Genomic DNA, 23,949 nt, shown 5'->3' with positions numbered 1-23,949 from the left:
TCAGCCCGACCGCAGCGCCATCGCGGCCAGTGCCTCGTCCTGGGTGCGGCGCTGCCGCATCAGGCGCGCGTACGCCCCCAGGGCCGCGCGACGCTGCTGCAACTCGGCTATTTCGGCGTCGAGTTGGGCCATCTGCTGCTCCATGACGCCGCACGAGAAGGTGCAGGAGACCAGCCCGGGGCCGCCCTGGGCGCAGGGCAGCAGATCGCGGATGGACTCGGTGTTCAGGCCGGTGGCGAGCAGTTCGCGGATGTGGGCGACGACCGCCACGGCGTCGGCGTCGTAGGTGCGGTAGCCGTTGGCGTCGCGTCCGGCGCGGAGCAGGCCGCGCTGCTCGTAGTAGCGCAGGACGCGGGTGCTGACGCCGGTGCGGCGGGCCAGTTCGCCGATCCGCATCCGGCCCGCCGGCCGGGCGTCCGTCCGTGCCCCGTCCCCCATGTGAGTCTCCTCTCCCCGTTTCTCCCCGATTCGGCTTGACCTTGACACCGGTGTCAAACGGAAACCTCGTGGGCATGACGCAGATTCCCGTAACGCAGATTCCTGTGACGCAGAGCCCGTCCGTTTCCCTTCCGCCGCTCTCCACCACCGTCGCGGGCCCGGCCGGCGGGCCCGGCGTCCTGCTGGCGCACGGCGCGACCGGCAGTGTCCGGGACAACTACGGCACGCTGATCCCGGCCCTGACCGCCACCGGCCACCGGGTGGTGGCGCCCGACTACCCCGGTTCGGGCGAAACCCCGCGTGCCACCGGCCCGTTGGAGCTGGACGCGCTGGCCGACGCGGTGGTCGCCGAGGCCGTCGCGGCCGGTCTGGAGACCTTCACCGTGATCGGCTTCTCGATGGGCACCGCGGTGTCCGTACGGGCCGCGGCCCGGCATCCGGAGCGGGTGCGGGGGCTGGTCCTGACCGCCGGGCTGGCCAAGGCGGACGCCCGCGTCCACGTCTGGCTGGACCTGTGGCTGCGGCTCCTGGAGCGCGGCGACTACCAGGGCTTCGCCCAGGCGCGGGCGCTCAGCGGGGTGGCGCCGGAATACCTCAACACGCTGCCGCCGGCCGAGCTGGCCACCGTGCTGGACCCGGACCCGACGCTGCCGCCGGCCGGTTCGGCGGAGCAGGCGGCCCTGGTCAAGGCCCTGGACACCACCGCCGACCTGCCGGGCATCGCGGTCCCGACCCTGGTCATCGCCACCACCCTGGACGCCCTGCTGGACCCGGCCAACTCCCGTTATCTGGCGGACCACATCCCGGGCGCCGAGTACGCGGAGATCGCCACCGGGCATCTGCCGATGGTCGAGCGGAACGCGGAGTGGCTGGCGCTGATCGGGGACTTCCTGGCGGCGCGGGGGCTGTGAGCGGGCGGGCCGGGGCGGAGCGGACGGCGGCGGGTGCGCTTCCGGGCCCGGGCACGGGCCCGCCGGCTCAGGCCGGTTCGCCGGTCAGGACCTTGTCCAGGAAGGCGTCCAGGTTCCGCACGGTGCGCGCGATCCGCTCCGCCTCCGGAAGGGTCTCCTCGTGGCGGCCGGCGAGCTGGGAGCGCTTTCGGCCGCGGACGTAGAGGGAGCAGGCGAGGTCGGCGCAGAGGTAGGTGCCGACGGTGTTGCCCTGGCGGCCCGCGGGGCCGGCGCGGCGGGCGGCGAGCAGGCTGACGCCGGAGCCCGGGTGGCCGGTCAGGCAGATCGAGCAGACCGTCGTCTTGGTGAAGCTGCGCCGCACGCCCTGCGGCACCCGCAGGGTCACGCCCATCAGGCCGTCGGGCCGCGGGGCGACCAGATAGCTGCGGTCCGGCGCTCCGGGGTCGCGCCAGCCCAGGAAGTCGAGGTGCTCCCAAGGGAGTTCGGCCAGTCCCGTGGGCAGGCGGAGCCGGCTCGCCTCCCCCTTGGAGCAGTTGACGAAGGAGGCACGTAGCTGTTTTTCACCGACCGGATGCATGGTTCCGGACGCTAACAGCGGGGTGCGGGGCGCGTCGTCCGATTTTCGGGCGCCCCGCACCCGCGGGGCCTCACTCGATCACGGGCGGCGGGATCTGCCGCGGCGGACGCGGCGCCTCGTCCTCGTCGACGTGGCGGGAGCGCGGTCCCGCGGAGCGGCTCCGGGCGCCCTTGTCGGGCTGCTCGCCCTTGGCCTTTCCCGGTTGGGCGGCGGCCGGGTCCGGCGCGCTCGGCCGGGCGCCGCCGCGGCTGCGGTGGAGTCCGGCGCCGCCCTGCCTGGTGCCGCCCGCCGGGCCGGCCGGGCCCTGGGGCCGGGCGGCCGGGGCGGCGGGGGTGCCGGGCGGTACGGCCGTACGGGCGGCGGCACCGTCCGGGCTGCCCGCCGCGCCACCGGCGCTGCGGCGCGCCCCGCCGGCGCCCCGCCCCGTGCCGCGTGCACCGCCGGCGGGCATGCCACCACCGGTCACTCCGATGACGCCCAGCGCGGCGCTGCCCGGGAACCCGCCGGTGGCTGCCGGGGCGGCGGGGTGGCCGCCGGCCGGTGTGCCGCCGACGACGGCGTGGCCGCCGGCGGGCGGTGCGGCGGGGGTGGCGCCGCCCATGCTCTCCAGTCCGGTGGTCACCAGCGGAGGGTCGGCGGGCAGCGCCGTCATCTGGGGGTGGAGGTCGGGCGACGGGCGGGCGGTCCGGGGGCTGTCGAAGCCGGCCGGTACCGCGCCGCCGCCCGCGCCGTTGGGCCGCTGGGCGGCCGGCGGGTGGTGCGGCTGCGGGCCGCCGGTCACCGCGGTGTCCACCGGCGGCGGGGCCGGGCTGCCGGACGGGGCGACCGGCCAGTCCCCCGTGACGCCGGGCCCGGTGCCCTCCCGGAGTCGCTTGCCCTGCGCCTCGTAGTGGGCGGCCAGTTCGTCCATCACGACGACGGCCTCGATCTGGCACTGCTTGGCCGGCGGGAGGGAGTGACGGTTGAGTTCCAGCGCCCTGCGGGTGTCGAGCTTGGGGTTGGCCATGTCCCGCTTGAACTGGCTGTCGTCGCCGGCCTCCGTCGTCGGGGCGGCGGCCCCGGCGAGCTGGAGCCTGAGCAGCGCCTTCTGCGCCTCGCGGAGGTTGTGCGCGACGCCGGCCTCAGGGCCCGAGGCGCGCGAACCGATCAGCGTGGACTCGACGTTGCGGGCGTGCTGGTAGCTCCGTTCGATCTTCGCCAGCACCTTGGCGGCCTCCCGGCGGAACGCCTCGGCCGCGGCGCCCTCCCAGTGCGCCGAGGCGTGCGCCACGGCGTCCTGGAACGCCTTGCGGATGCCGCCGTGGCCGTCGTCACCGCCCAGCCGGTCGGCGGCGGACCGCCAGTGCCGTCCGGAGGTCTCGATCGTCTCGGGGCCGGCGTGCTCGATCATCGCCCGTAGCGCGGGCAGGGCGTGCTTCTGGAAGTCGGAGGGGGAGCGCGGTGTCAGCCGGTGCCCCCGGAGCGACTTCAGCAGCTCGGCCCGCTCCTGCTCGGTCCGTCGGCGCTCCATCTCCTGGGCGCCGTCGTGCTGTCGGCCGGTCTCCGTCATGCCGGTCCCCCTCCCTCGTCGCCGTCGTCCCTGTCGTCGTCCCCGTCGTCATGGCCGCCCGGTCGGGTCGTACGTGCCGGGCAGGGGGTACGTCAGTCGTGCCCCGGGTGCCGGGCCTCGTGCTCCTGGTCCTCGTAGGCGCCGCGGCTGGCCTCGGTCTTCTCGCCGAAGGTGCCGATGAGGTCCTGCAGCGCGCCGAGCACATCCGCCATGTATGTCTGCATGCCGTCGTGGGCGTCGGCGAGCTGGCCGGCCTCCAGGAAGCCCTTCCCGAACGCCGGCTTCGGGATGGTGGTGTTGTACGTGACGGTCTGGGCGGGATCGTCCATGTCGCGCTGCAGATGGCGCAGCTGTCGCACGACGACGTCCAGCTCTTCCAGATCGACCCTGAACCGCTCGGTCATGTGCCGCTTCTCCCCGTTGCCCCGCGGGCCTTCGGCACCAAGCTATCAAGCCCGCCGGACTTCCCGTACGCCCGTTCTCCTGATACCCGCATCGGGGCCGCCCGTAGCGCGGACCAGCCACCCTGAAGTGGGCAATTCGCCGCGGCATCAGGCGATCTGACGAGACGTCAGGAACATGCGGCGAGGCGGTGGCGGCCGTCCCAGACGCGGGACGAGAGGCGGGCCAGCAGACGGGCCGCGGGGTCGCCGGTGTCCTGGCCGTCGGCGAGCGGGCCGGTGTAGCAGACGGCGAGGGCGTAGGGCGGGGCGTCGGGCGGGTAGACCACGGCGGCGCTGTGCCGCGCCCCGTTCACCCAGCCGTTCTTGCCGGCCAGGCGGGTGCCGGGCGGCAGTCCCGCGGCGAGGTCCACGGCGTGCACGTTGTGCTCCAGCCGGGCCAGCACCTCCGGTTCGAGGGAGGCCAGCAGCCGGATCAGGTCGTGGGCGGTGACGCGGTTGTCGATGCCCGCGGCGCGGGCGGCGGCGTCCTCGATGCCGCGCGGGCTGCCGGACGCGGCCGACGCCCCGGCCCGCCGCCACACCTCGGCCACCGCCGCCCGTCCCACCGCGGCCATGCACAGGCTGGTGGCCAGGTTGGAGGAGTGCCGGACCATCCGGTCGGCGAGCCAGCCGAGCGGCGCGGTGCCGCCCAGCAGCCGCCAGGGCTCGGGGTCGCTGTCCTCCGCCCGGTCGTGGGCGTAGCTGCCGGCGGCCACCGAGGGGAAGCGGTTGACGACCGGGACCGCGTGGTCGGGGTCGAGGCCGCTGCGGTGGACGGCGGCGAGCACCGCGACCTTCATCGTGCTGGCCGCGTAGTGCGGGACGTCGGCGTTCCGCAGGAGCACCGGGGGGCGCCGCCAGGGGGCTACGGCTACGGAGAGCATGGCTCATCGTAGGGCGCGGCGGCGTGGGGCGCGGGACCCCGCGGCGGGTCCCGCGGCGGGTCCCGTCAGAGGCCAGCCCCGTCCCTCAGGCGCTCCGCGACTGCCGACAATGCCGTCGTCGCCGCGCGCTGGAGGCCGCCGCCGAAGGTGATCCGGGTCGCGCCGAGTTCGCCCAGTTCACGCGGGGAGGGACCGCCGGCCCTGGCCATGGCGTTGAGCGGGAGGGGGGCCGCCGCGGCCAGCTCGGGCAGCAGCTCCGGCGGGGCGAGGATCGGGTAGAGGCAGTCGGCGCCGGCCGCGGCGTAGCGGTGGGCCCGCGCCAGTGCCGCGGCCGGGTCCCCCTGGCCGCGCAGGAAGGTGTCGATCCGGGCGTTGATCACCAGCGCGTCGCCGGCCTCGGCCCGGACCTCGGCCAGCCGGTCGGCCTGCTCCTGCGGGTCGCGCAGGGCGCCGGTGGCGTGGTCGGAGTCCTCCAGGTTGCAGCCAGCCGCGCCGGCCTCGGCGAGCCGGCCGACCAGTTCCCCGGCGGACAGCCCGTACCCGGCCTCCACGTCCGCCGTCACCGGCACGTCCACGGCCCGGACGATCCGGGCGATCGCCGCGAACATCTCGTCGGCCGGGGTCTCGCCGTCCGCGTATCCCAGGGACGCGGCGATGCCCGCGCTGGGGGTGGCCAGGGCCGGGAAGCCGGCGTCGGCGAAGACCCGGGCGGAGGCGGCGTCCCAGACGGTGGGGAGGACCAGCGGGTCGCCCGGCCGGCGGTCGTGGTGCAGGGCGCGCAGCGCGGCCGCGGGGCCGGTGCCTCCTGTACGGGTGCCGGTGCCGGTCACAGCTGTCCACCGGGAGGCTGGCGGATCGTGACGTTGACGCGGTTCCAGTTGTTGATGGCGACGATCACGGCCAGGAGGTGGGCGAGTTCGGTCTCGGTGAACTGGGCGGCGGCCCGCTCGTAGACCGCGTCCGGGACGAAGCCGTCGGTGAGCACGGTGACCGCCTCGGTGAAGGCCAGTGCCGCCCGCTCCCGCTCGGAGTAGAGGTCGCCGGCCTCCTCCCAGGCCGGCAGCAGGTCGATCCGCTGCTGCTCGACGCCGGCCTCGCGGAGGTTCTTCACATGCATGTCGACGCAGAACGCGCACTTGTTGAGCTGGGAGGCGCGCAGCACGGCCAGCTCCGCGAGGACCGGGTCGCCGAAGCCCTTCTTGGCGGCCTCGGTGAGCTTGAGCTGGGCCTGGAAGAAGGCGGGGACCTTGCTCCAGAACGTCATGCGGTGGGTCATCGTGCTCACTCCTGTCCGGGGGCCCGGCGGGTGGCCACACCGAAGCGGTTCCAGGCGTTGATGGTGGTGATCATGGCGATCAGCTGGGCGAGTTCGGGCTCGTCGAAGACGGCGGCGGCCTGCGCGTAGACGGCGTCCGGGACGAAGCCTTCGGTGAGCACGGTGATCGCCTCGGTGAGCGCCAGGGCGGCCCGCTCGCGGTCGGTGTAGTAGCCGGCGGCCTCCTCCCAGGCGCTGAGGAGGGCGATCCGCTCCTCGGTCTCGCCGGCCTTGCGGGCGTCGGTGGTGTGCATGTGGAGGCACATGGCGCACCGGTTGATCTGCGAGGCGCGGATCTTGATCAGTTCGGCCAGGGTGGGGTCGAGGCCCTTACGGGCCGCCACGTCCAGGCCGATCATGGCCTTGTAGACGTCGGGGGCCAGCTCGGCCCACTGCATCCGGGGGCCGTGCCGGTGGCCGGCGGCGGCCGGCGCCTGCTGCCCTGCGGGCGGTGTCGTCGGGTTCGTCATGCCGTAGACGCTACGCGGTGAGTGGCTCAGCGGTATGGTCCACTTCCATGGAGAAATCGCGGGCCACTTTCGGACGGGATCTGGGCCGGGACCTGCATCTGGACCTCGGCGGGCCGGGCGGGGTGCGGGCCTCGCTGATGGCCGCGCTGCGCGAGGCGGTGCGGTCCGGGCGGCTGACCCCCGGCACCCGGCTGCCGTCCTCCCGGTCCCTCGCCGCCGACCTCGGCATCGCCCGCAACACCGTCGCCGACGCCTACGCGGAACTGGTCGCCGAGGGCTGGCTGAGCGCCCGCCAGGGCTCGGGCACCGAGGTCGCCGAACGGGTCCTGCCGCGGGCGGGCGGCCAGGCGCCCCGGCGCGCCCCGGGCCCGCCCTCCCCCGCCGCCGGCCCGCGCTTCGACCTCACCCCCGGCACCCCGGACGTCTCGTCCTTCCCGCGGACCGCCTGGCTGGCCGCGGCCCGCCGGGCGCTGACCGCCGCGCCCAACGAGGCGTTCGGATACGGCACTCCGGCCGGCCGCCCCGAGCTGCGCGCGGTGCTCGCGGAGTACCTGGCCCGGGCGCGGGGCGTGCGGGCCGACCCCGAACGGATCGTGGTCTGCGCGGGGTTCATGCAGGGGCTGGGGGTGCTGTGCCGGGCGCTGCGGCCCCGCGGCGGCGCCCCCGGCCGGGTCGCCACCGAGGCGTACGGGCTGCCCTTCCACCGCGCCGTCATCGCCCGCGCCGGCCTCGGCACCGTCCCGCTGCCGATCGACGCGCACGGCGCGGACACCGGCCGGCTGACCGGCCTGGACCACCTGCGGGCGGCCCTGCTGACCCCCGCCCACCAGTTCCCCACCGGCGTCCCGCTGCACCCCGACCGGCGGGCCGCGGCGGTCAACTGGGCGCGCGCCACCGGCGGTTACGTCCTGGAGGACGACTACGACGGCGAGTTCCGATATGACAGGCAGCCGGTCGGGGCCCTTCAAGGGCTGGACCCCGATCACGTCGTCTACCTGGGCACCGCGAGCAAGAGCCTGGCCCCGGCGCTGCGGCTGGCGTGGATGGTGGTGCCGGACCGGCTGATGGACCGGGTGCTGGAGGTCAAGTCGACCGGCGAGTGGCAGTCCGGTTCGCTGGACCAGCTCACCCTGGCGGAGTTCGTCTCCTCCGGCGCGTACGACCGGCATCTGCGCGGGATGCGGCTGCGCTACCGGCGGCGGCGCGACCAGCTGGTGGCCGCGCTGGCCGAACGTGCCCCGCAGGTGCACGTCTCGGGGATCGCCGCCGGGCTGCACGCGGTGCTGGAACTCCCGCCCGGCACCGAGCAGTCCGTCGTCCAGGCCGCGCGGTGGCAGGGCCTGGCGGTGACCGGGCTGGCGGAGTTCACCGACCCGGCCGGCCCGGCGTCCACCCGCGACGCGCTGGTCATCACCTACGGCCGCCCGCCGGACCATGCGTTCTCGGCCGTCCTGGAGGCCCTGTTGAGGGCGATGCCGCCGGCGGGGTGAGGGGGGCGGCGGGCCGGGGTGGGCTCCCGTTCAGGGTGTTCAGGGGCGTTCGGCGGCCGCCGTGGCGGGGTCGGACGGGGCCGCCGGTATGTCGGTGTTCGTGTCGCTGTCGGGGGCCTCGGTTGCCGGGGCCTCGGTTGCCGGTGCCTCGCCGAAGCGGGCCAGCGCCAGCGCCCCGGCGACGGCCAGCGCGAAACCGGCGACGGTCAGCGGGGCCAGCCCGTCGCGGGTGCGGTCGCCGAGCCAGACGACGCCGACCACGGCCGGGCCGAGGGTCTCGCCGATCACCATGCCGGCGGTGGCGGTGGTGACCGCGCCGCGCTGGAAGGCCGAGGTCAGCAGCAGGAAGGCGGCGGCCCCGCCGATCAGCAGCGCGTAGGTGGCGGGGTTGGTGAGCAGGTCGGACGGGGCGAAGCCGTCGATCAGGCGCACCGCGACCTCGACGACCCCGAAGCCGAAGCCCGAGCCGAGGCCGAGCACGGCGGCGCGGGAGCGGTCCGGGAGCCGGCCGGCCAGGGCGCCGGCGGCGAGCACGGCGGCCGCGAAGACCAGCACCCCGATCCGCAGCGCGGGGGTGCCGGCCCGGTGCCCCTCGCCGCCGGACGACAGCGCCAGCAGGGCCAGCCCGCCGCAGACCACCGCGACCGCCAGCCATTCGGCGCGCCGGAGGCGGACGCCCAGGACCGGCGCGGCGACCACCGCGGTCACCGCGAGGGTCGCGGCCAGCGCCGCACCGACCGTGTAGATCGGCAGCGTCCGCAGCGCCACCAGCTCCAGCAGGAAGCCCAGCCCGTCCAGCGCCAGCCCGAGCAGATACCGCCACTGCGTCAGCACCCGCAGCAGCAGCCGGGCGTCGACGCCGGAGCCGGTGCCGGGCGGGGTGTCCCGGGCGGCCACGGCCTGGAAGACGGAGGCGGTACCGAAGCAGACCGCGGACGCGAGCGCGCAGATCATCCCGAGCAGCATGGCTCCGACTGTACGGCGCCCCGGGGCCACGGGGCAGAGGGTCTCCCGCGCAACGGACGCTACGCGCCCAGCACCACCCGGAGCTGTTCCAGCCCCCAGTCCAGGTCCTCCTTGCCGATCACCAGCGGCGGTGCGATCCGGATCGTCGCGCCGTGGGTGTCCTTGACCAGGACGCCGCGGGCCAGCAGCCGTTCGGAGACGGCCCGGCCGTCGCCGCGGGAGGGGTTGATGTCGACGCCGGCCCACAGGCCGCGGCCGCGGACCGCGTCCACCGCGCCGCCGCCCACCATCGGGGCCAGCGCGCGGTGCAGGTGGTCGCCGAGTTCGGCGGCCCGCCGCTGGTACTCGCCGGTGCGCAGCATCGCGATGACCTCCAGGCCGACCGCGCAGGCCAGCGGGTTGCCGCCGAACGTCGAGCCGTGCTCGCCGGGCCGGAAGACGCCCAGCACCTCGCGGGACGACACCACCGCGGACACCGGCACCACCCCGCCGCCCAGCGCCTTGCCGAGGACGTACACATCGGGCACCACGCCCTCGTGTTCGCAGGCGAAGGTGGTGCCGGTGCGGCCCAGCCCGGACTGGATCTCGTCGGCGACGAAGAGCACGTTCCGGGCCCGGGTCAGCTCGCGCACCCCGGCCAGGTAGCCGCGCGGCGGCACCAGGACCCCGGCCTCGCCCTGGATCGGCTCCAGCAGCACCGCGACGGTGTCGGCGTCGACGGCGGCGTCCAGGGCGGCCAGGTCGCCATAGGGGACGACGGTGAAGCCGGGGGTGTACGGGCCGAAGTCGGCGCGGGCCTCGGGGTCGGTGGAGAAGGAGACGACGGTGGTGGTCCGGCCGTGGAAGTTGTTCTCCGCGACGACGATCACGGCCCGGCCGTCGGGTACGCCCTTGACCCGGTAGCCCCATTTCCGGGCCGTCTTGACCGCGGTCTCCACGGCCTCCGTGCCGGTGTTCATCGGCAGGACGAGTTCCATCCCGCACAGGTCGGCGAGCTGGGTGCAGAAGTCGGCGTAGCGGTCGTGGTGGAAGGCGCGCGAGGTGAGCGTGACCCGTTCCAGCTGGGCGCGGGCCGCCGCCAGCAGACGGGGGTTGCGGTGGCCGAAGTTGAGCGCGGAGTACCCGGCGAGCAGGTCCAGATAGCGGCGGCCGGTGACGTCGGTCATCCAGGCGCCCTCGGCGGTGGCCACGACCACGGGGAGCGGGTGGTAGTTGTGGGCGCTGTGGGCCTCGGCGGCGGCGATGAACGCTTCCGTGGACGTCACGGGTGACTCCGTCCGCTGGTCCGGACTCCCGGTCCGACTTCTGTGCCGGTCTTCTGTGCCGATCTCTCCTTACTCATTGTCTCGCTCGGCGCGGGCGCCCGCAGGCCACGCACCGGACGCCCGCCACCAGACGCCGCGGGGCAGGCGGGACTTCGGACGCACTCATCTAGAATTCCGGTGCGCAGCCGCGACTGGCGCACGGGGAACGGACCCCGAGGAAGCGGTGCGTGGCCACACGCCTACGAGGTGCCGCCCGCCTGGGTACCCCGGGACCACGACCGACCACCGCTCGATCGCCCCGGAGGACGCCATGACGGCCCATCCCCTCGCCCATCCCGCCCTGTACGCCGCCGACCCCGAACTCGCCGCGCTGGTCGGCGCCGAGGAGCGGCTCCAGGCCGACACCCTGCGGCTGATCCCCAGCGAGAACTACGTCTCCGCCGCCGTACTGGAGGCCACCGGGACGGTCCTCCAGAACAAGTACAGCGAGGGCTACCCGGGCCGCCGTTACTACGAGGGCCAGCAGAACATCGACGTCGTGGAGACCCTGGCCGTCGAGCGCGCCAAGGCACTCTTCGGCGTCGAGCACGCCAATGTGCAGCCGTACTCCGGCTCGCCCGCCAATCTCGCCGTGTACCTCGCCTTCGCCTCGCCCGGCGACACGGTGCTGGGCATGTCGCTGCCGATGGGCGGGCACCTCACACACGGCTGGGGCGTCTCGGCGACCGGGACGTGGTTCCACGGGGTGGGCTACGGCGTACGGGCCGACACCGGGCGGATCGACTTCGACGAGGTGCGCGACCTGGCCCGCAAGGAGCGCCCGAAGATCATCTTCTGTGGTGGCACGGCCGTCCCGCGGACCATCGACTTCGCGGCCTTCGGCGAGATCGCGCGGGAGGTCGACGCCGTCCTGGTCGCGGACATCGCGCACATCGCGGGCCTGATCGCGGGCGGCGCGCACCCCTCGCCCGTGCCGCACGCCGACGTCGTCTCGACCACCACCCACAAGACGCTGCGCGGTCCGCGCGGCGCGATGCTGATGTCCCGCGCGGCGCACGCCAAGGCGATCGACAAGGCGGTCTTCCCCGGCCTGCAGGGCGGCCCGCACAACCACACCACGGCCGCCATCGCGGTGGCGCTGCGCGAGGCGTCCGCGCCGTCCTTCCGGGAGTACGCGCACGCCGTCGTCGCCAACGCCAAGGCGCTCGCCGAGGCGCTGCTGGCCCGCGGCTTCGACCTGGTCTCCGGCGGCACCGACAACCACCTGGTGCTGATCGACCTGACGTCGAAGGAGGTGCCCGGCAAGGTCGCGGCCAAGGCCCTGGACCGGGCCGGGATCGTGGTGAACTACAACACCGTGCCGTTCGACCCGCGCAAGCCGTTCGACCCGTCCGGCATCCGGATCGGCACCCCGTCGCTGACGTCGCGGGGGCTGGGCACCGCGGAGATGCCGAAGGTCGCGGAGTGGATCGACCGCGGCGTCCGGGCCGCGTCCACCGGCGACGAGGAGACCCTGACGGCGATCCGCCGAGAGGTCACGGACCTCATGGCCGCCTACCCGGCACCGGGGCTGGCGACCGGCGACTGAACCGGATCTCAGTCCTCGGCGAGCAGGATGTCGGCGTCGTCGAAGATCCGCAGGACGACCAGGAGCAGACGGCCGCGCGACACCATGTACTCGGCCACGATCTGCGACGTGAGGCGGATCTCGCGGTCCTGCTCGCCGGGGCCGACAGGCCGCGACAGCTCGGTGTACGGGTCGCGGGCCAGCAACTCCACGGCCTTGTCGAAGGAAGCGCGACGGACGGGCGTGAGCCGGTCGCGATCGCGGGCTGCCGGTTCGGTGTACAGAATCTCGTAGATCTCTTCGTGCGGCATGAGCCCTCCAACTCGGCGTGACTTCGCCAGCGTACCGAGGAGACCAGCCCACCGTGCACCTGTTCTCCGGCTGTGGACGGGACCTGAGAGAATGACTCCCATGGCTCTCGATCGCCCGCCCGTCGCCCACCACCGCCCCAAGGGGAATGGCTCCGCCATGCAGCATCCTCGAGTGCTCTCCGGTATCCAGCCCACCGCCGGCTCCTTCCACCTCGGCAACTACCTCGGTGCGGTGCGCCAGTGGGTGGCGCTGCAGGAGTCGCACGACGCCTTCTACATGGTCGTCGACCTGCACGCGATCACCGTCCCGCAGGACCCGGCGGAGCTGCGCCGCAACACCCGGATCGCCGCCGCCCAGCTGCTGGCGGCCGGCCTCGACCCGGAGCGCTGCACGCTCTTCGTGCAGAGCCACGTCCCCGAGCACGCCCAGCTGAGCTGGGTCATGAACTGCGTCACCGGCTTCGGTGAGGCGTCGCGGATGACGCAGTTCAAGGACAAGTCGGCGAAGCAGGGCACGGACCGCACGACGGTCGGCCTGTTCACCTACCCCGTCCTGATGGTCGCCGACATCCTGCTGTACCAGGCCGACCAGGTCCCCGTCGGCGAGGACCAGCGCCAGCACCTGGAGCTGACCCGCGACCTCGCGGACCGCTTCAACACCCGCTTCGGCGACACCTTCACGATCCCGAACCCGTACATCGTCAAGGAGACGGCGAAGATCTTCGATCTTCAGGACCCGTCGATCAAGATGAGCAAGTCGGCGTCCTCGCCCAAGGGCATCATCGATCTCCTCGACGACCCCAAGGTCACCGCGAAGAAGATCAAGAGCGCCGTGACGGACACCGACACGGTCATCCGCTTCGACCGCGAGGCCAAGCCCGGCGTCAGCAACCTCCTCACCATCCTGTCCACCCTCACCGGCCAGGACATCCCGTCGCTGGAGCGCTCCTACGAGGGCAAGATGTACGGCGCGCTCAAGACGGACCTGGCCGAGGTGATGGTCGACTTCGTCACCCCGTTCCGGAACCGTACGCAGGAATACCTCGACGACCCCGAGACGCTGGACACGATCCTGGCCAAGGGCGCCGAGAAGGCCCGCGCGGTGGCGGCCGAGACCCTGGCCACCACCTACGACCGGATCGGGTTCCTGCCGGCCAAGCGCTGACCGTCCGCGCAGACCCGGGGACGCGCCCGTCAGGGTCCGTCCCCGGCACACTGGGAAGGGTGCGCGCCCGTGCGGCGCGCACGCACACGTCAGGAGGGAGAACGCAGTGGGGACCGTAACGCTCGGCGTTTCGCTCGCGGTCCCGGAGCCGCACGGCCGCTTCCTCCAGCGGAAGCGCGAGGGCTTCGGGGACCCGGCCGCCCGCGGCATCCCCACGCACATCACCCTCCTCCCGCCGACGGAGGTGGACGCCGGCGCGCTGCCCGACATCGAGCGCCATCTCGCCGAGGTCGCCGCCGCGTCCCGGCCGTTTCCGCTGCGGTTGGCGGGCACCGACACCTTCCGGCCGCTCTCGCCGGTGGTCTTCGTCAAGGTCGTCGAGGGCGCGGGCGGCTGCACGGTCCTCCAGGAGCGGGTCCGCGCCGCGTCCGGGCCGTGCGCCCGCGAGCTCCAGTTCCCGTACCACCCGCATGTGACGATCGCGCACGGCATCGACGAGGCCGCCATGGACCGCGCCCAGGCGGAGCTGGCGGACTTCTCCGCCACCTGGACGGTCGCCGGCTTCGCGCTCTACGAGAAGGGCGCGGACGAGGTCTGGCGGCTGGAGCGGGAGTACCCGTTCGGCGCCGGCGGGGGCCCGGTGCCGGTGCCCCGGCAGGGCGGCGAACCGGCCGAACTGTCCCGGCCGCCGGCCACGTTCCCCTGAGCCACCGCCTACGGAATCGCCGCCTACTGAGCCGCCTCCTATGGAGCCGCCGTGCCGTCGCCCCGGCCGTCACGCGCGTGCCCGGTGCGTCGGGTAGCCACGGGACGCCGGGGTAGCCGGAAGCTAGATGAGTGAGTCCGAAGTCCCGCCTGCCTCGCGGCGTCTGGCACGGCACCTCGCGGCGTTGCCGAACCGTCCCGATAGCTCCGCTATCAAGACGCTCCGGCGCCTTGCGATGCACCGCACCAGACGCCGCGAGGCCCGCCCTTCGGGCGGACGACGGGACTTCGGACTCACTCATCTAGTGTTCCGGATCATCAGCCGGAGCGGCCGGCACGGGAGGCGGTACGGGGATGAACGGCGGGCGCGACGTCCAGGGGAACGGGGACGGGAACGGGGACGCCGACGAGGACTCGCACGGCCACGCGGAGGGGGCCGCGGACGGTGACGCGGACGGGGCCGCGGAGGGCACCGCCGACGCGGACCGCGCCTCGGGGACAGGCGCCGAAGGCGACAACCCCTTCGGCTGGGTCCCGCGGCTGCCGGTCGTCGGACCGCGTCTCGCTCCCCTCGTCGAGCGACTGCTCGTCACCCACCTGTGGCGCAGCTACGCGCGGATGCTGCGGGTCCACTGGACCCGGCTGGCCGCGGCCATCACCTTCACCAGCTTCATCGCGCTCTTCCCGCTGCTGACCGTCGCCGCCGCGATCGTCGCCGCCACGATCGGCAAGGACCAGCTGCACACGCTGGAGGCCAAGCTCGCCGAGCAGGTCCCCGGCATCTCGAACCAGCTCGACCTGGCCGGGCTGGTCGACAACGCCGGCACCGTCGGCCTGATCGCCGGTGCCGCGCTGCTGCTCACCGGCATCGGCTGGGTGCAGTCCCTGCGCGACTGCCTGCGGGCGGTCTGGGAACTTCCCGACGAGGAAACCAACTTCCTGCTCGGCAAGGTCCGCGACGGCGGGCTGCTGCTCGGGCTCGGCGCGGTCGCGGTGGTCTCGGTGGGCTGCTCGGCGTTCGCCTCCGCGGCGGTCGGCCGGGCGGTGGACGCGATCGGCCTGCCCCGGGGCGGCGCGGTCAGCGTCCTGCTCACCGCCGCCGGATTCTGCATCGCGGTGCTCGCCGACTTCCTGATGCTGGCCTACGTCCTGACCAAGCTCGCCGGCGCGCACCCGCCGCGCCGGGCCCTGGTCGTCGCCGCGCTGATCGGCGCGATCGGCTTCGAGGTGCTGAAGCTGCTGCTCAGCAGCTATCTCCAGGGCGTCGCCGGGCGCAGCATGTACGGGGCGTTCGGCACCCCGATCGCGCTGCTGCTGTGGATCAACTTCACCGCGAAGCTGCTGGTCTTCTGCGCGTCCTGGACGGCGACCGAAGGGGCCGGGCAGCGCCCGGACGAGACCGGGCGGCAGCCGGAGACGGGGCCGGCCGCCACGGCGTGACGGCGGCGGGCCGGCCCCGGCGCCGGCCCCCGGCGGCAGTCACTTCCCGCCGCCGGTCACGTCCTCCCCCGGCCGCCTTCGCCGCCGGTCACTTCCGCCGCCGGCCCCCGGAGCCGCCCCGGCGCCCCTGCGCCGCGTCCTGCCCGGTGCCGCCCCCGGCCTCCGGCTGCGGGCGCCTCCTCCGAACGAACCACGCCGCCGCGGCGATCAGGGCAACCACTCCGCCGCCGATCCCGGCGACCGTCCACGGTCCGCCCCAGCCGCCGGAGTCCAGCCCGGCCTGGGCCTGCGGGTCGCCGTTCTTCGCGTCGCCTTGGTCCTTGCCCGAGCCCTTCGGCTCGACGAGGCTGCCGACCGGCGTCACCTTGCCGTCCGCCGCGAAGCCCCAGTCGAAGAGCTTGGCGGCCTCCCGGTACGCCTCGTTGTGCTGCTTCTTCTCCGGGTTCATCACGGTGACCAGCAGCTTGCGGTCGCCGTGCTGGGCGAACCCGGTGAAGGTGGACCCGGCGTTGGTGGTGGAGCCGTTCTTCACGCCCGCGATGCCCGGGTAGGGCTTGATGTCGTAGTCGCCGCTGAGCAGCCGGTTGGTGTTCTGGATGCCGAAGGTGGCGCGCTTGCCGTCCTTGCCCAGGTCGCCCGGGAACTGCGCGCTCGCCGTGGAGCAGTACTCCCGGAAGTCCGGGTTCTGCAGCCCGGCCCGCGCGAACAGGCTCAGGTCGTACGCGCTGGACACCTGCCCCGGCGCGTCGTAACCGTCCGGCGTGACCACATGCGTGTCGCCGGCGTTCAGCTGCACCGCCCGCTGCTGCATCTGCTTGACGGTGGCCTCCGTACCGCCGTTCATCGCGGAGAGCGTGTGCACCGCGTCGTTGCCGGACCGCAGGAACACCCCCAGCCACAGGTCGTGGACGGTGTAGGTGAGGTTCTCCTTTATCCCGACGAGGCTGCTGCCGACGCCCATGCCCGCCAGGTCGGCCGCCTTGACCGTGTACTTGGTGGTCTTGGGGAACTTCGGCAGCACGGTGTCGGCGAACAGCATCTTCAGCGTGCTGGCCGGCGCCAGCTGCCAGTGCGGGTTCTTCGCGGCCAGCACCTCCCCGGTCTCGGCGTCCGAGATGATCCACGAGCGGCCGGTGAGCTCCTTGGGCAGCTCGGGCGCGCCCGGCCGGAGCTGCACCTGGACACCGGGCCGGCCCAGCCGCTCCCCGCCGACCTGCGACATCTTCGCGGGCGGCACGGGGGCCTTGGGCGGCCGGCCGCCGTCCGCGGGGGCGGCGTGCGCGGTGCCGGCCAGCAGCGGCGACAGCAGTACGGAGGACGCCAGCGCGGCAGCGGTTCGGACGGCGGACGGGGACGCGGAGGCATTCAAGGTCGTCGGCACGTCCGTGAACGTACCCGCCCGCGGCCGCGTCTTTGAACGCGCCCCACGGAAGAGTGCCCCTCCGAACGGCCGGATGGAGCCGCCACCGCGGTCCGGCCGGGTACCCGTACCGCTCCCTCGCCCCGCATCCCGCTTCCCGCCCGCCTCACGAGGGAACTGGCGCATCTGGCCCACCTTTCACAAACAACTCACCAACACAACCTCAGGACCAGGCAAAAGAGCAGGTCACAGCACCCGTCACCGTTCCTGTCGAGGAGCCACGAGGACATGGACCTCCGTCCCCGTCACCGCACCCACCCGGTGTCCCACCGCACGCCCCGACGCCCGGGGTGAGCACATGTTCCACAGGCCCGAAGACGGGAGCCGGCCCGCCGGGGATCCACAATCCACCCGACCGGGATGTGAATCACTTGCGACCGGGGTCGGCACGCTGCCGAGCGAGGTTGACGTACGGGGCCACGGGCCGTGCCCCCGTCGCCCTACGCGTTGCCGTGCCGCTCCCCGGCCGTGTTTATGCCAGGACGCGCATAAGGAGCGCGCTCGCATGGACGCCCGGGGCCAGCCCCCCTACCGTCGTGGCCAGTTGGCCCGCCAGGGCCAGAAGCGAGGGGGTTTCGGCATGCCACGTGAGGAACTGACCCGGCTCACCGGCAACGGAAACGGCACGTGCGGTGACGAGGACTGCCCGAATGTCTACCGGGCGGCGAACGGGACACTCGTCATGCAGGGAGGCATTTCTGAGGCGTTCACGCCACCGCCCGGTGAGGGCCTGGTAGAGATTCCGGAAGACGTGCTGAGGGAGGCCGTGCGTGCTCTTGGATGGTGAAGCGTGGCGACGTCGGTTCGCGGAGATCGAACGAGAGGCATGGCGGCTTGAGACCCTCCCGCAGTACCTCGTACCGCAGGAGACCGCAGATTTTGCCGCGTTTCGCGAGGGACGGCCACTGGCACCGCGCACGGCCTCCTCATACACAGAACGTATCTCACGTCAGCGGGCGGAGGGAAAGTACAACGGCCGGGTGCATATCGTGACGCGACCGCTCTCCGACTACCTTCGATTCGAGTTCGCGCGCTATTACCGGGCGCACGCTGAGGCCGGGGACGACATTCGTGTCCTCGACGTGACTGATCGAACCAATCCCCTGGAGGGAATCCAGGACTTCTGGATGTTCGACCGCACAGAAGTCGTGCTCATGAACTACGAGGAGGACGGCAGGCAGATCAATCGTGAGGTATTCGAAGGGGACGTGTCTCCGTTCGTCGAGTACCAGCGGATCGCGATCGCCGAATCGGTCCCCTTCGAGGAGTACGTGAACGGTGGCCATCGAGCCTGACCGGCTCGGCCGGACCGGTCTGGAACTGGCGGCCATGCTCAGGCATCTCCGCAGCCAAGCCGGGCTCTCCGGAGTCCGGCTTGCCGCGCGTTGCCATATGTCCCAGTCCAAGATCAGTCGCATTGAAGGGGGGAAGCTCCGTCCGTCCCTGGTGGACGTTGAGCAGATCCTGCGCGGGCTGAGCGTCTCCCCCGCTGTCGCAGCCGAGGTCCTGGCCATCGCGCGAATAGCTCAGACGGAATGGCAGGACCGCAAGGCTCTGCATCGAAAAGGGCTGGACAAGAAGCAGTCGGAGCTGGCCGGGCTGGAGGCGGTCACCACAGACTTCCGGTACTTCATGCTGTCCATGGCCACAGGCTTGCTGGCAACGCCGGATTACATCCGGGAAAGCATCGCCCATGCCCCGCCGGCACAACAGGCCAAGGCCATCGGCATGAAGCTCCAACGTCAGGCCGTCCTGCTCGACCACTCCAAGCGCTTCACTTTTCTCCTTACCGAGCAGGCAATCAGGTACCCATTGGTTTCGTCGGACGCCATGGCCCTCCAGATTGACCGACTGGCCTCACTGACCCTGCAGTCGAACATTCGGCTCGGCATTCTTCCGATAGGCGTGAGGTTCAGCAACACGCCGCTGAGTACATTCACCGTTTACGACGACCGCCTGGCGACCATCGAGACGGACCTCGGGGCTGCCGTCTTCCGAGACCCCAAAGACGTCCGTTCACTCCTCGACCGATTCACCAGCTATGCGGCACACGCCGTCTATGGTGACGATGCTCGACAATTGCTGACCACCTGGGCGTGGTCATTCCGCCAGTGATCTTTAGTCGACAACGCGAATAAGACAGCGACTTCTTTCACTGATGCAGGATCATTGATGCCTCACAGGACAACTGGGGAGGCGCAAGAAATGGCGGGCAGCTCGGAAACATTCGAGGGAAATTGGGAGTACCCCACCTACGCACCCAAGGGGCAGCGGTGCTCTGTTTGCGCGGAGCCGATCCGGACGTTCGAGCTGACTCTCCGCGGTCAGATCGAACGCGTCTCCGGCCCGCCCGTAGTGATCTACCGGCACACCGGCACGTGCCCGAGGTAACGGCCAATGGCCAGGCAATCCCGCCCGGATGGACACGAAAGCACGAAGGAAGTCGAAAGATGAGCAGTGTGGCGGTCGAGACGTTCGAGACGCGTCGACGGGACACCGAGGGTTGGCCCGGCGTCCCGTTCCGGCACCCACGGGATCTGGAGGTCGGCGCCGAGGACGAGGGCGGGAAGCACGACGGGGGTCCCATGCCTCCGGAGGCTCCCCGCGATCCCTCTCCTCAGCCCAGCGGAGGTGAGAGCAAGTAAGCCGTCGGCGGCCGGAGCCTGCTTCGGTCGCTGATCGCTCGCGCCCCCGTCAGCTCTCGGCCGCCGCGGTCCCCGCCGTCTCGCGGCGCAGGGCGCGCAGGCCCCGGAAGCCGAGTACGCCGATCGCGGTGCCCAGGAGGAACGAGGTGATGGCGAGGGCGAGATGGATCCAGAAGTACGCGGTGGGGTTCCCGTGATCGAAGGCCAGGCCGCTGGCGTCCTTGATCAGGTTCTTGACGAAGGTCACCCACACCACCCAGGACCAGGCGCCGAAGGCGAGTAGGAACCAGGAGACGGGACGGCTGAGCTTCATGGGGCGGTGTCCTCTGCTACGGGGGAGCCTTGCCCTGCCAGTATCCGCGATGCGCGCGACCGGGTTCCGGGGCGTCCCCGCCCTGCCCGGGCGATCACCGCGGGGCGGCCACGCCGAAGCCTCCCGCCGGGTCGTCCCGACCCCGACAGCGCAGCCCCGTCCCGCTGACGACGGGCAGGAAGAGTACCGGCGTCGCCGACCACTCCACCCACGTTCCGGCGCAGGTCAGCGCCAGCCCGCAGGGCTCGCCCCGGTGCAGCGCGGCCACCGCGCCCAGGCGCCCCGCGTCGGCCGCCGCCCGCAGCGCCCGCGCACCTGCCCGTCCGCGCAGGCCGGCCGCCAGCCTGCGGGCGTCCGCGGTGATCACTCCCACGGCCCGCAGCGGAGTGTCGACGGCGAGGAACGTCCAGGACGCCACCTCGTCCGCGTGCACGGATCGGTACACGGTCCGCTCGCACCAGATCCCCGACACGGCCCCGATCGCCGGCCCGGCCGACCCCGTCTCCGTCCGTTGCGGCCGTTGCGACCCTCCCGCCCCGTCTGGGCGCCTCACGCCGCCAGCCATGTCGCCTCCCGGCCCCGCGGCGTGCCGTTCCCGAACGCGCCGACGCCCCTGCCACCGGGCCGGGCCACGAGCGCGTACGCGCACCCTTCGGCGTCAACGACGGTCAGCGTGACGGGAGTTCCGGCCACGAGCGCCGCCACCGCCCGCTCGAAGTCGCCCCGCTCGCCGAGCCAACCCCGCACCCCCGCGCCGCACGGCACCCCTAACTGCTGCGCGACCTGCTCGGCGCGCGTCCGCACCCACCACGCCGCCCGACGGGGCGAGTACGACACCACACCCCCGAGGTCGATCGGCGTCCCGGACGGCCGGTGGACGACCAACTCCGCCCGATAGACGGCCACTTCACCCGAGACGCTCACAACACTCCCGGAGCGGTCACCGTCAACTCCGCCCACACCACTTTTCCGGTGCCGTCCCACACCACGCCCCAACCACTTGCCAAGGCGTCCACGAGCACCAACCCACGACCACATTCCGATTCCCCTTCCTCCTCGACCCCCGTCGACCCGCTGACGACCGGCACCCCGTCGCTCACGTCGCGCACCTCCAGCCGCAGCCGATCGCCCGCCAGCGCGAACCGCACTCCGATTGCGGCCGCGGCGGCGGATTGCCCGACGTGCGCCCGCACCGCGTTGGTGACGAGTTCGGACGCCAACAGCTCGGCGGAAGAGGCAACTTCACCCCCGACACCCCACAAGCGGAGCCGCCGCCGCAGCTCCCTACGGGCCCACCCGACGCTCCGCACGTCAGACGGAAGCCGATAGGCGACTACGGGAGCGAGGGGCGGAGTTGCTACGAACCGGGCGCGTGCGGACATGGCTATCCCCTTGGTGCGCATGACGGAGCGGCGTCAATACGCAACGCATTCACATACGTGCATTGCGTGACGGCGGTCAGCGTAGGGCGTGGCGTGACACGCAAGCAAGCCATGCCCGCGCAAGTTGCGATCGCCCTACGTGAGCGAGCAAACTGGCTCCGTTACGACTCAACGCGGCACACTGAGGCGGTCGTTGAAAGGAGGGCGCTCATGCCCGCAGGTGGGAGGCCCACGGTCCGCAGTCGAAGGCTCGGCAATGCGCTGAGGCGCCATCGAGAAGCGGCCGGGCTGGATCAACCGGACAGCGCCGAGGCGATCATGAAGTCCGTCTCCAAGGTCAGCCGATTGGAGAGCGGGCAGACGACCGCGTCAGCCCTGGAGGTTCGAACGCTGCTGGACCTCTACGGAGTGCAGGATCCGGCCGAGCGGGCCAGATTGCTGGAATGGGCACGGAGGAGCAACGAACGTGGTTGGTGGATCGACTACCAAGACACAGTCGGGGCCGGCTACGCGCACCACATCGCCCTCGAACACGAGGCCACGTCCATTCGATCGTGGGGCCCGATCCTGATCCCCGGATTGCTGCAAACCACTGAGTACATGGAAGCCGTCATTGCCATAGGGCCCAGGAGGATCCCTTCCGAGAAGGTCGTCGAGTTGGCGAAGCTGCGCCAAGAACGTCAGCGACGGATCGAGGAAGGCGGGGCCAGTTTCACCGCAATCATCTGGGAGCCGGCCCTCACGTCCCTGCGCTTCCAACGCAAGGTCGAAGAGCGGCAGTTGACGCACCTTCTGGAGGCGGGAGAGCGGCAGAACGTCACGATCCAGCTGCTCCCGGCGACAGCAAGCCTGATTGCCGGAATGGCCGGCGCCTTTGTGGCCTTCTCCTTCGGAGGTGAGGTGAACGTGGAAGCCGTGACGCTGGAGAACCCGGCGAACACCAGCATCGTGGAGGCGCCCGAGGACCTGGCTCTCTACGTGAACACGTTCGATCAGCTACGCTCAGCGGCACTGCCGCCGGACAGGAGTGCCGAGCGCATCCGGGAACTCCTTGAAGACGGAACACGGCACAAGGAGTGAAGCAGTGAAGCCTCAAGCAATAGGCGCGTTTCGGAAGTCCTCGTACTCTGCCCAGTCGGGCGACTGCGTGGAGGTCGCCCCCACGTCCACCGGCGGCCACGCCGTCCGGGACAGCAAGAACCCCGCCGGCCCCCACCTCACCTTCACCGCCAACGCGTGGAGTGCGTTCACCGAGGCGCTCAAGGACGGCGACGCCGGCCGCGTCTGACGCGAGTGGGCCCCGGCCCCGTCGTGGAACGCGACGAGGCCGGGGCCCGACAGGCGGTCGCGCCTACTGCCCCGCGAACTTCCGGCTGACCGTGTCGAAGACGCGCTGCGCCGTCGGGCCCAGGTACGGGCCGGCCAGCCAGGTGTGGGCGTTGGAGCTGATCGACGTGTTGGAGATCAGGGCGAGCTTGCCGTTGCGGCTGACGAACCAGCCGCCGCCGGAGGTGCCGCCGGTCATGGTGCAGCCGATGCGGTCCATGGCGGGCGTGCCCTGCTGCATGGTGAGGCGGCCGGGGCGGTCGAGGCAGGCCATCATGCGGGCGCCGTCGTAGGGCGGTGCGGCCGGGTAGCCGAACGCCTTGACCGAGTTGATGCCGTCGGCGTGCGGGGCGTTGAACCAGACCTGGGCGGCCGCGCCCACGGTCTCCTGGAGGGACTTGCCGCCGCCGTACTCCGGGCGGACGTGCAGCACCGCGAAGTCGTACGCCGAACCGGCGTTGCCGGACGCCGAGCTGCCCAGGTCGATCCACTCGCCGGAAGTGCTGATCCAGTCGGCCCAGAAGCGGCCGTACGGGGTGACCTGCTCGGTGGGGCTGGTGCCGACCTGGCTCATCGACACGCCGTGGTCGTTGTACGACGGCACGAAGACGATGTTGCGCATCCAGCCGCCCTGCCGGCCGGAGTGGACGCAGTGGCCCGCGGTCCACACGAGGTTGGACTTCCCCGGGTGCGCGGGGTCCTCGACGATGGTGCCGGAGCAGACCATGGGGCCCTTGGGGCTGTCGAAGAAGATCTTCCCGACCGGGGCCATGTGGCGGTGGTAGGGGCGGTCCACCTCTTCGGCGGTGACGGGGCGGGGTTCGGGGTCGGTGGCGCCGTCGGCGCCGACCGCCGTACCGGCCTGGACGCCGAGTTCCGGTGCGGCCTTGGCGCGGGCCAGCCGGTCCGCCTTCCAGTGGTCCTTGATGATCGGGTTGGCGAAGTCCTGGGCCTTGTGCGCCCACTTGTCCCAGTTCTTCCAGCCGCCGTCCTTCCACTTCTTGAGGTCGTCGAGGCTGGTCGGCGTCCCGTCGGGCAGGTGGCCGGCGCCGGCCTTCCGGTCGCCGGCGGCCGAACTCCCGCTTCCGGAGGCGGTGTTGCCGTCAGGTCCGCAGGCGGTCGCGAGGGCGGCGAGCAGGACGGCGGCCGCCGCGGCGGCGAGGGACGTACGGCGGCGGGCGCGGGACCGGGACCGGGAGCGCCGCCGCGGGGCCGTTGCCCCCGGCCGTCCGTCAGTGGCGTGCGGGCCGGACGGTTCGTGCGGGTCGGACGGTTCGTGCGGGTCGGACGGTTCGTGCGGGCCGGTCGGTTCCGGTGGTGTGGCTGGTGGCATGGTGCGGTTCCCCCTTGATGCGTAGGTGCGCCCC

Annotated in this window: 29 protein-coding genes; 12 read left to right on the top strand and 17 right to left on the bottom strand. The window is 72.5% G+C overall.

Features of this window, described 5'->3' with window-relative positions; translation table 11 throughout:
• Window positions 1-438, bottom strand: coding sequence for a MerR family transcriptional regulator (locus B073_RS0129550; RefSeq protein WP_018541695.1), 438 nt, complete (start codon window positions 436-438; stop codon window positions 1-3).
• Between the two features lie 74 nt (window positions 439-512).
• Between B073_RS0129550 and B073_RS0129545 the strand changes: the two genes are divergently transcribed.
• Entirely contained in the window at window positions 513-1,349 is an 837-nt protein-coding gene (locus B073_RS0129545; RefSeq protein WP_051094245.1) for an alpha/beta fold hydrolase, read from the top strand.
• 67 nt (window positions 1,350-1,416) lie between these two features.
• Here the strand turns inward: B073_RS0129545 and B073_RS0129540 are convergent, their stop codons facing one another.
• The 7 genes from B073_RS0129540 to B073_RS0129505 form a co-directional block, all read right to left on the bottom strand.
• On the bottom strand, window positions 1,417-1,926 hold the full coding sequence (locus tag B073_RS0129540) for an FBP domain-containing protein (protein WP_018541693.1): 510 nt from the start codon (window positions 1,924-1,926) through the stop codon (window positions 1,417-1,419).
• Window positions 1,927-1,996: 70 nt separating this feature from the next.
• Window positions 1,997-3,475, bottom strand: a complete 1,479-nt coding sequence (locus tag B073_RS0129535) for a hypothetical protein (protein WP_026247850.1) — start codon at window positions 3,473-3,475, stop codon at window positions 1,997-1,999.
• Between the two features lie 92 nt (window positions 3,476-3,567).
• Window positions 3,568-3,879: a hypothetical protein gene (locus B073_RS0129530; protein WP_018541692.1), complete on the bottom strand. Its 312-nt coding sequence runs from the start codon at window positions 3,877-3,879 to the stop codon at window positions 3,568-3,570.
• Between the two features lie 167 nt (window positions 3,880-4,046).
• Complete coding sequence (locus B073_RS0129525; RefSeq protein WP_018541691.1) at window positions 4,047-4,802, bottom strand: serine hydrolase; 756 nt, start codon at window positions 4,800-4,802, stop codon at window positions 4,047-4,049.
• Between the two features lie 65 nt (window positions 4,803-4,867).
• Entirely contained in the window at window positions 4,868-5,632 is a 765-nt protein-coding gene (locus B073_RS0129520; RefSeq protein ID WP_018541690.1) for an isocitrate lyase/PEP mutase family protein, read from the bottom strand.
• Window positions 5,629-6,078 (bottom strand): carboxymuconolactone decarboxylase family protein, encoded by a 450-nt coding sequence (locus tag B073_RS0129510; protein ID WP_018541689.1) that lies wholly within the window; start codon window positions 6,076-6,078, stop codon window positions 5,629-5,631. Before B073_RS0129510 ends, B073_RS0129520 begins: the two co-directional genes overlap by 4 nt.
• Before the next feature lie 5 nt (window positions 6,079-6,083).
• Window positions 6,084-6,587 carry a carboxymuconolactone decarboxylase family protein gene (locus B073_RS0129505; RefSeq protein ID WP_018541688.1) on the bottom strand — a complete coding sequence of 168 codons (504 nt, stop codon included), beginning with the start codon at window positions 6,585-6,587 and terminating at the stop codon, window positions 6,084-6,086.
• A gap of 47 nt (window positions 6,588-6,634) precedes the next feature.
• Between B073_RS0129505 and B073_RS0129500 the strand changes: the two genes are divergently transcribed.
• Window positions 6,635-8,077: a PLP-dependent aminotransferase family protein gene (locus B073_RS0129500; RefSeq protein WP_018541687.1), complete on the top strand. Its 1,443-nt coding sequence runs from the start codon at window positions 6,635-6,637 to the stop codon at window positions 8,075-8,077.
• A 39-nt stretch (window positions 8,078-8,116) separates the two neighbouring features.
• Here B073_RS0129500 and B073_RS0129495 read toward each other — a convergent pair whose 3' ends face one another.
• Together B073_RS0129495 and rocD are read right to left on the bottom strand one after the other, a co-directional pair.
• A complete protein-coding gene (locus B073_RS0129495) occupies window positions 8,117-9,043 on the bottom strand; it encodes a hypothetical protein (protein ID WP_018541686.1) in 927 nt (308 codons plus the stop codon).
• A gap of 59 nt (window positions 9,044-9,102) precedes the next feature.
• The gene (rocD, locus tag B073_RS0129490) at window positions 9,103-10,308 is read right to left on the bottom strand and encodes an ornithine--oxo-acid transaminase (protein ID WP_018541685.1); all 1,206 of its coding nucleotides are present in this window, start codon (window positions 10,306-10,308) and stop codon (window positions 9,103-9,105) included.
• Between the two features lie 310 nt (window positions 10,309-10,618).
• Here rocD and glyA point away from each other — a divergent pair, with 310 nt between their 5' ends.
• Window positions 10,619-11,896, top strand: a complete 1,278-nt coding sequence (glyA, locus tag B073_RS0129485) for a serine hydroxymethyltransferase (RefSeq protein ID WP_018541684.1) — start codon at window positions 10,619-10,621, stop codon at window positions 11,894-11,896.
• Between the two features lie 8 nt (window positions 11,897-11,904).
• Here the strand turns inward: glyA and B073_RS0129480 are convergent, their stop codons facing one another.
• Window positions 11,905-12,186 carry a type II toxin-antitoxin system RelE family toxin gene (locus B073_RS0129480; RefSeq protein WP_018541683.1) on the bottom strand — a complete coding sequence of 94 codons (282 nt, stop codon included), beginning with the start codon at window positions 12,184-12,186 and terminating at the stop codon, window positions 11,905-11,907.
• A 100-nt stretch (window positions 12,187-12,286) separates the two neighbouring features.
• On the opposite strand from B073_RS0129480, the gene trpS reads away from it, so the two are divergent.
• The 3 genes from trpS (at window position 12,287) to B073_RS41470 (ending at window position 15,496) form a co-directional block, all read left to right on the top strand.
• Window positions 12,287-13,351 carry a tryptophan--tRNA ligase gene (gene trpS, locus B073_RS0129475; protein WP_420706467.1) on the top strand — a complete coding sequence of 355 codons (1,065 nt, stop codon included), beginning with the start codon at window positions 12,287-12,289 and terminating at the stop codon, window positions 13,349-13,351.
• A 106-nt stretch (window positions 13,352-13,457) separates the two neighbouring features.
• A complete protein-coding gene (locus B073_RS0129470) occupies window positions 13,458-14,057 on the top strand; it encodes a 2'-5' RNA ligase family protein (RefSeq protein ID WP_018541681.1) in 600 nt (199 codons plus the stop codon).
• 353 nt (window positions 14,058-14,410) lie between these two features.
• The gene (locus tag B073_RS41470) at window positions 14,411-15,496 is read left to right on the top strand and encodes a YihY/virulence factor BrkB family protein (protein WP_018541680.1); all 1,086 of its coding nucleotides are present in this window, start codon (window positions 14,411-14,413) and stop codon (window positions 15,494-15,496) included.
• 88 nt (window positions 15,497-15,584) lie between these two features.
• Here the strand turns inward: B073_RS41470 and B073_RS41465 are convergent, their stop codons facing one another.
• Window positions 15,585-16,877: a D-alanyl-D-alanine carboxypeptidase family protein gene (locus B073_RS41465; RefSeq protein WP_018541679.1), complete on the bottom strand. Its 1,293-nt coding sequence runs from the start codon at window positions 16,875-16,877 to the stop codon at window positions 15,585-15,587.
• A gap of 619 nt (window positions 16,878-17,496) precedes the next feature.
• On the opposite strand from B073_RS41465, the gene B073_RS0129455 reads away from it, so the two are divergent.
• From B073_RS0129455 to B073_RS0129435, 4 genes are all read left to right on the top strand, one after another.
• Window positions 17,497-17,703 (top strand): hypothetical protein, encoded by a 207-nt coding sequence (locus B073_RS0129455; protein ID WP_026247847.1) that lies wholly within the window; start codon window positions 17,497-17,499, stop codon window positions 17,701-17,703.
• Window positions 17,687-18,211 carry a DUF6879 family protein gene (locus B073_RS0129450; protein WP_026247846.1) on the top strand — a complete coding sequence of 175 codons (525 nt, stop codon included), beginning with the start codon at window positions 17,687-17,689 and terminating at the stop codon, window positions 18,209-18,211. The genes B073_RS0129455 and B073_RS0129450 overlap by 17 nt, the downstream gene beginning before the upstream one ends.
• Complete coding sequence (locus B073_RS0129445) at window positions 18,195-19,031, top strand: Scr1 family TA system antitoxin-like transcriptional regulator (RefSeq protein WP_018541676.1); 837 nt, start codon at window positions 18,195-18,197, stop codon at window positions 19,029-19,031. Before B073_RS0129450 ends, B073_RS0129445 begins: the two co-directional genes overlap by 17 nt.
• A 335-nt stretch (window positions 19,032-19,366) precedes the next feature.
• Window positions 19,367-19,561: a hypothetical protein gene (locus B073_RS0129435; protein WP_018541674.1), complete on the top strand. Its 195-nt coding sequence runs from the start codon at window positions 19,367-19,369 to the stop codon at window positions 19,559-19,561.
• Between the two features lie 49 nt (window positions 19,562-19,610).
• Here B073_RS0129435 and B073_RS0129430 read toward each other — a convergent pair whose 3' ends face one another.
• The 4 genes from B073_RS0129430 to B073_RS41460 all read right to left on the bottom strand — a co-directional run bounded on the left by B073_RS0129430 (window position 19,611) and on the right by B073_RS41460 (window position 21,256).
• Window positions 19,611-19,874, bottom strand: coding sequence for an SCO4848 family membrane protein (locus tag B073_RS0129430; RefSeq protein ID WP_018541673.1), 264 nt, complete (start codon window positions 19,872-19,874; stop codon window positions 19,611-19,613).
• A 94-nt stretch (window positions 19,875-19,968) separates the two neighbouring features.
• Complete coding sequence (locus tag B073_RS0129425) at window positions 19,969-20,319, bottom strand: hypothetical protein (protein ID WP_234025195.1); 351 nt, start codon at window positions 20,317-20,319, stop codon at window positions 19,969-19,971.
• A 104-nt stretch (window positions 20,320-20,423) separates the two neighbouring features.
• Window positions 20,424-20,798, bottom strand: coding sequence for a hypothetical protein (locus B073_RS0129420; protein ID WP_018541671.1), 375 nt, complete (start codon window positions 20,796-20,798; stop codon window positions 20,424-20,426).
• A complete protein-coding gene (locus B073_RS41460) occupies window positions 20,795-21,256 on the bottom strand; it encodes an ATP-binding protein (RefSeq protein WP_106731996.1) in 462 nt (153 codons plus the stop codon). The genes B073_RS0129420 and B073_RS41460 overlap by 4 nt, the downstream gene beginning before the upstream one ends.
• A 210-nt stretch (window positions 21,257-21,466) precedes the next feature.
• On the opposite strand from B073_RS41460, the gene B073_RS0129410 reads away from it, so the two are divergent.
• Together B073_RS0129410 and B073_RS0129405 are read left to right on the top strand one after the other, a co-directional pair.
• On the top strand, window positions 21,467-22,336 hold the full coding sequence (locus B073_RS0129410) for a helix-turn-helix domain-containing protein (protein WP_018541669.1): 870 nt from the start codon (window positions 21,467-21,469) through the stop codon (window positions 22,334-22,336).
• A 4-nt stretch (window positions 22,337-22,340) separates the two neighbouring features.
• Window positions 22,341-22,544 (top strand): DUF397 domain-containing protein, encoded by a 204-nt coding sequence (locus tag B073_RS0129405; RefSeq protein WP_026247845.1) that lies wholly within the window; start codon window positions 22,341-22,343, stop codon window positions 22,542-22,544.
• A 63-nt stretch (window positions 22,545-22,607) separates the two neighbouring features.
• Here B073_RS0129405 and B073_RS0129400 read toward each other — a convergent pair whose 3' ends face one another.
• Window positions 22,608-23,915, bottom strand: a complete 1,308-nt coding sequence (locus B073_RS0129400; RefSeq protein ID WP_018541667.1) for a trypsin-like serine peptidase — start codon at window positions 23,913-23,915, stop codon at window positions 22,608-22,610.
• Window positions 23,916-23,949: the final 34 nt, after the last annotated feature.

It is taken from the genome of Streptomyces sp. MspMP-M5 (assembly GCF_000373585.1).
Lineage (GTDB): Bacteria > Actinomycetota > Actinomycetes > Streptomycetales > Streptomycetaceae > Streptomyces.
This window is presented reverse-complemented; position numbering and strand designations above follow the sequence as displayed.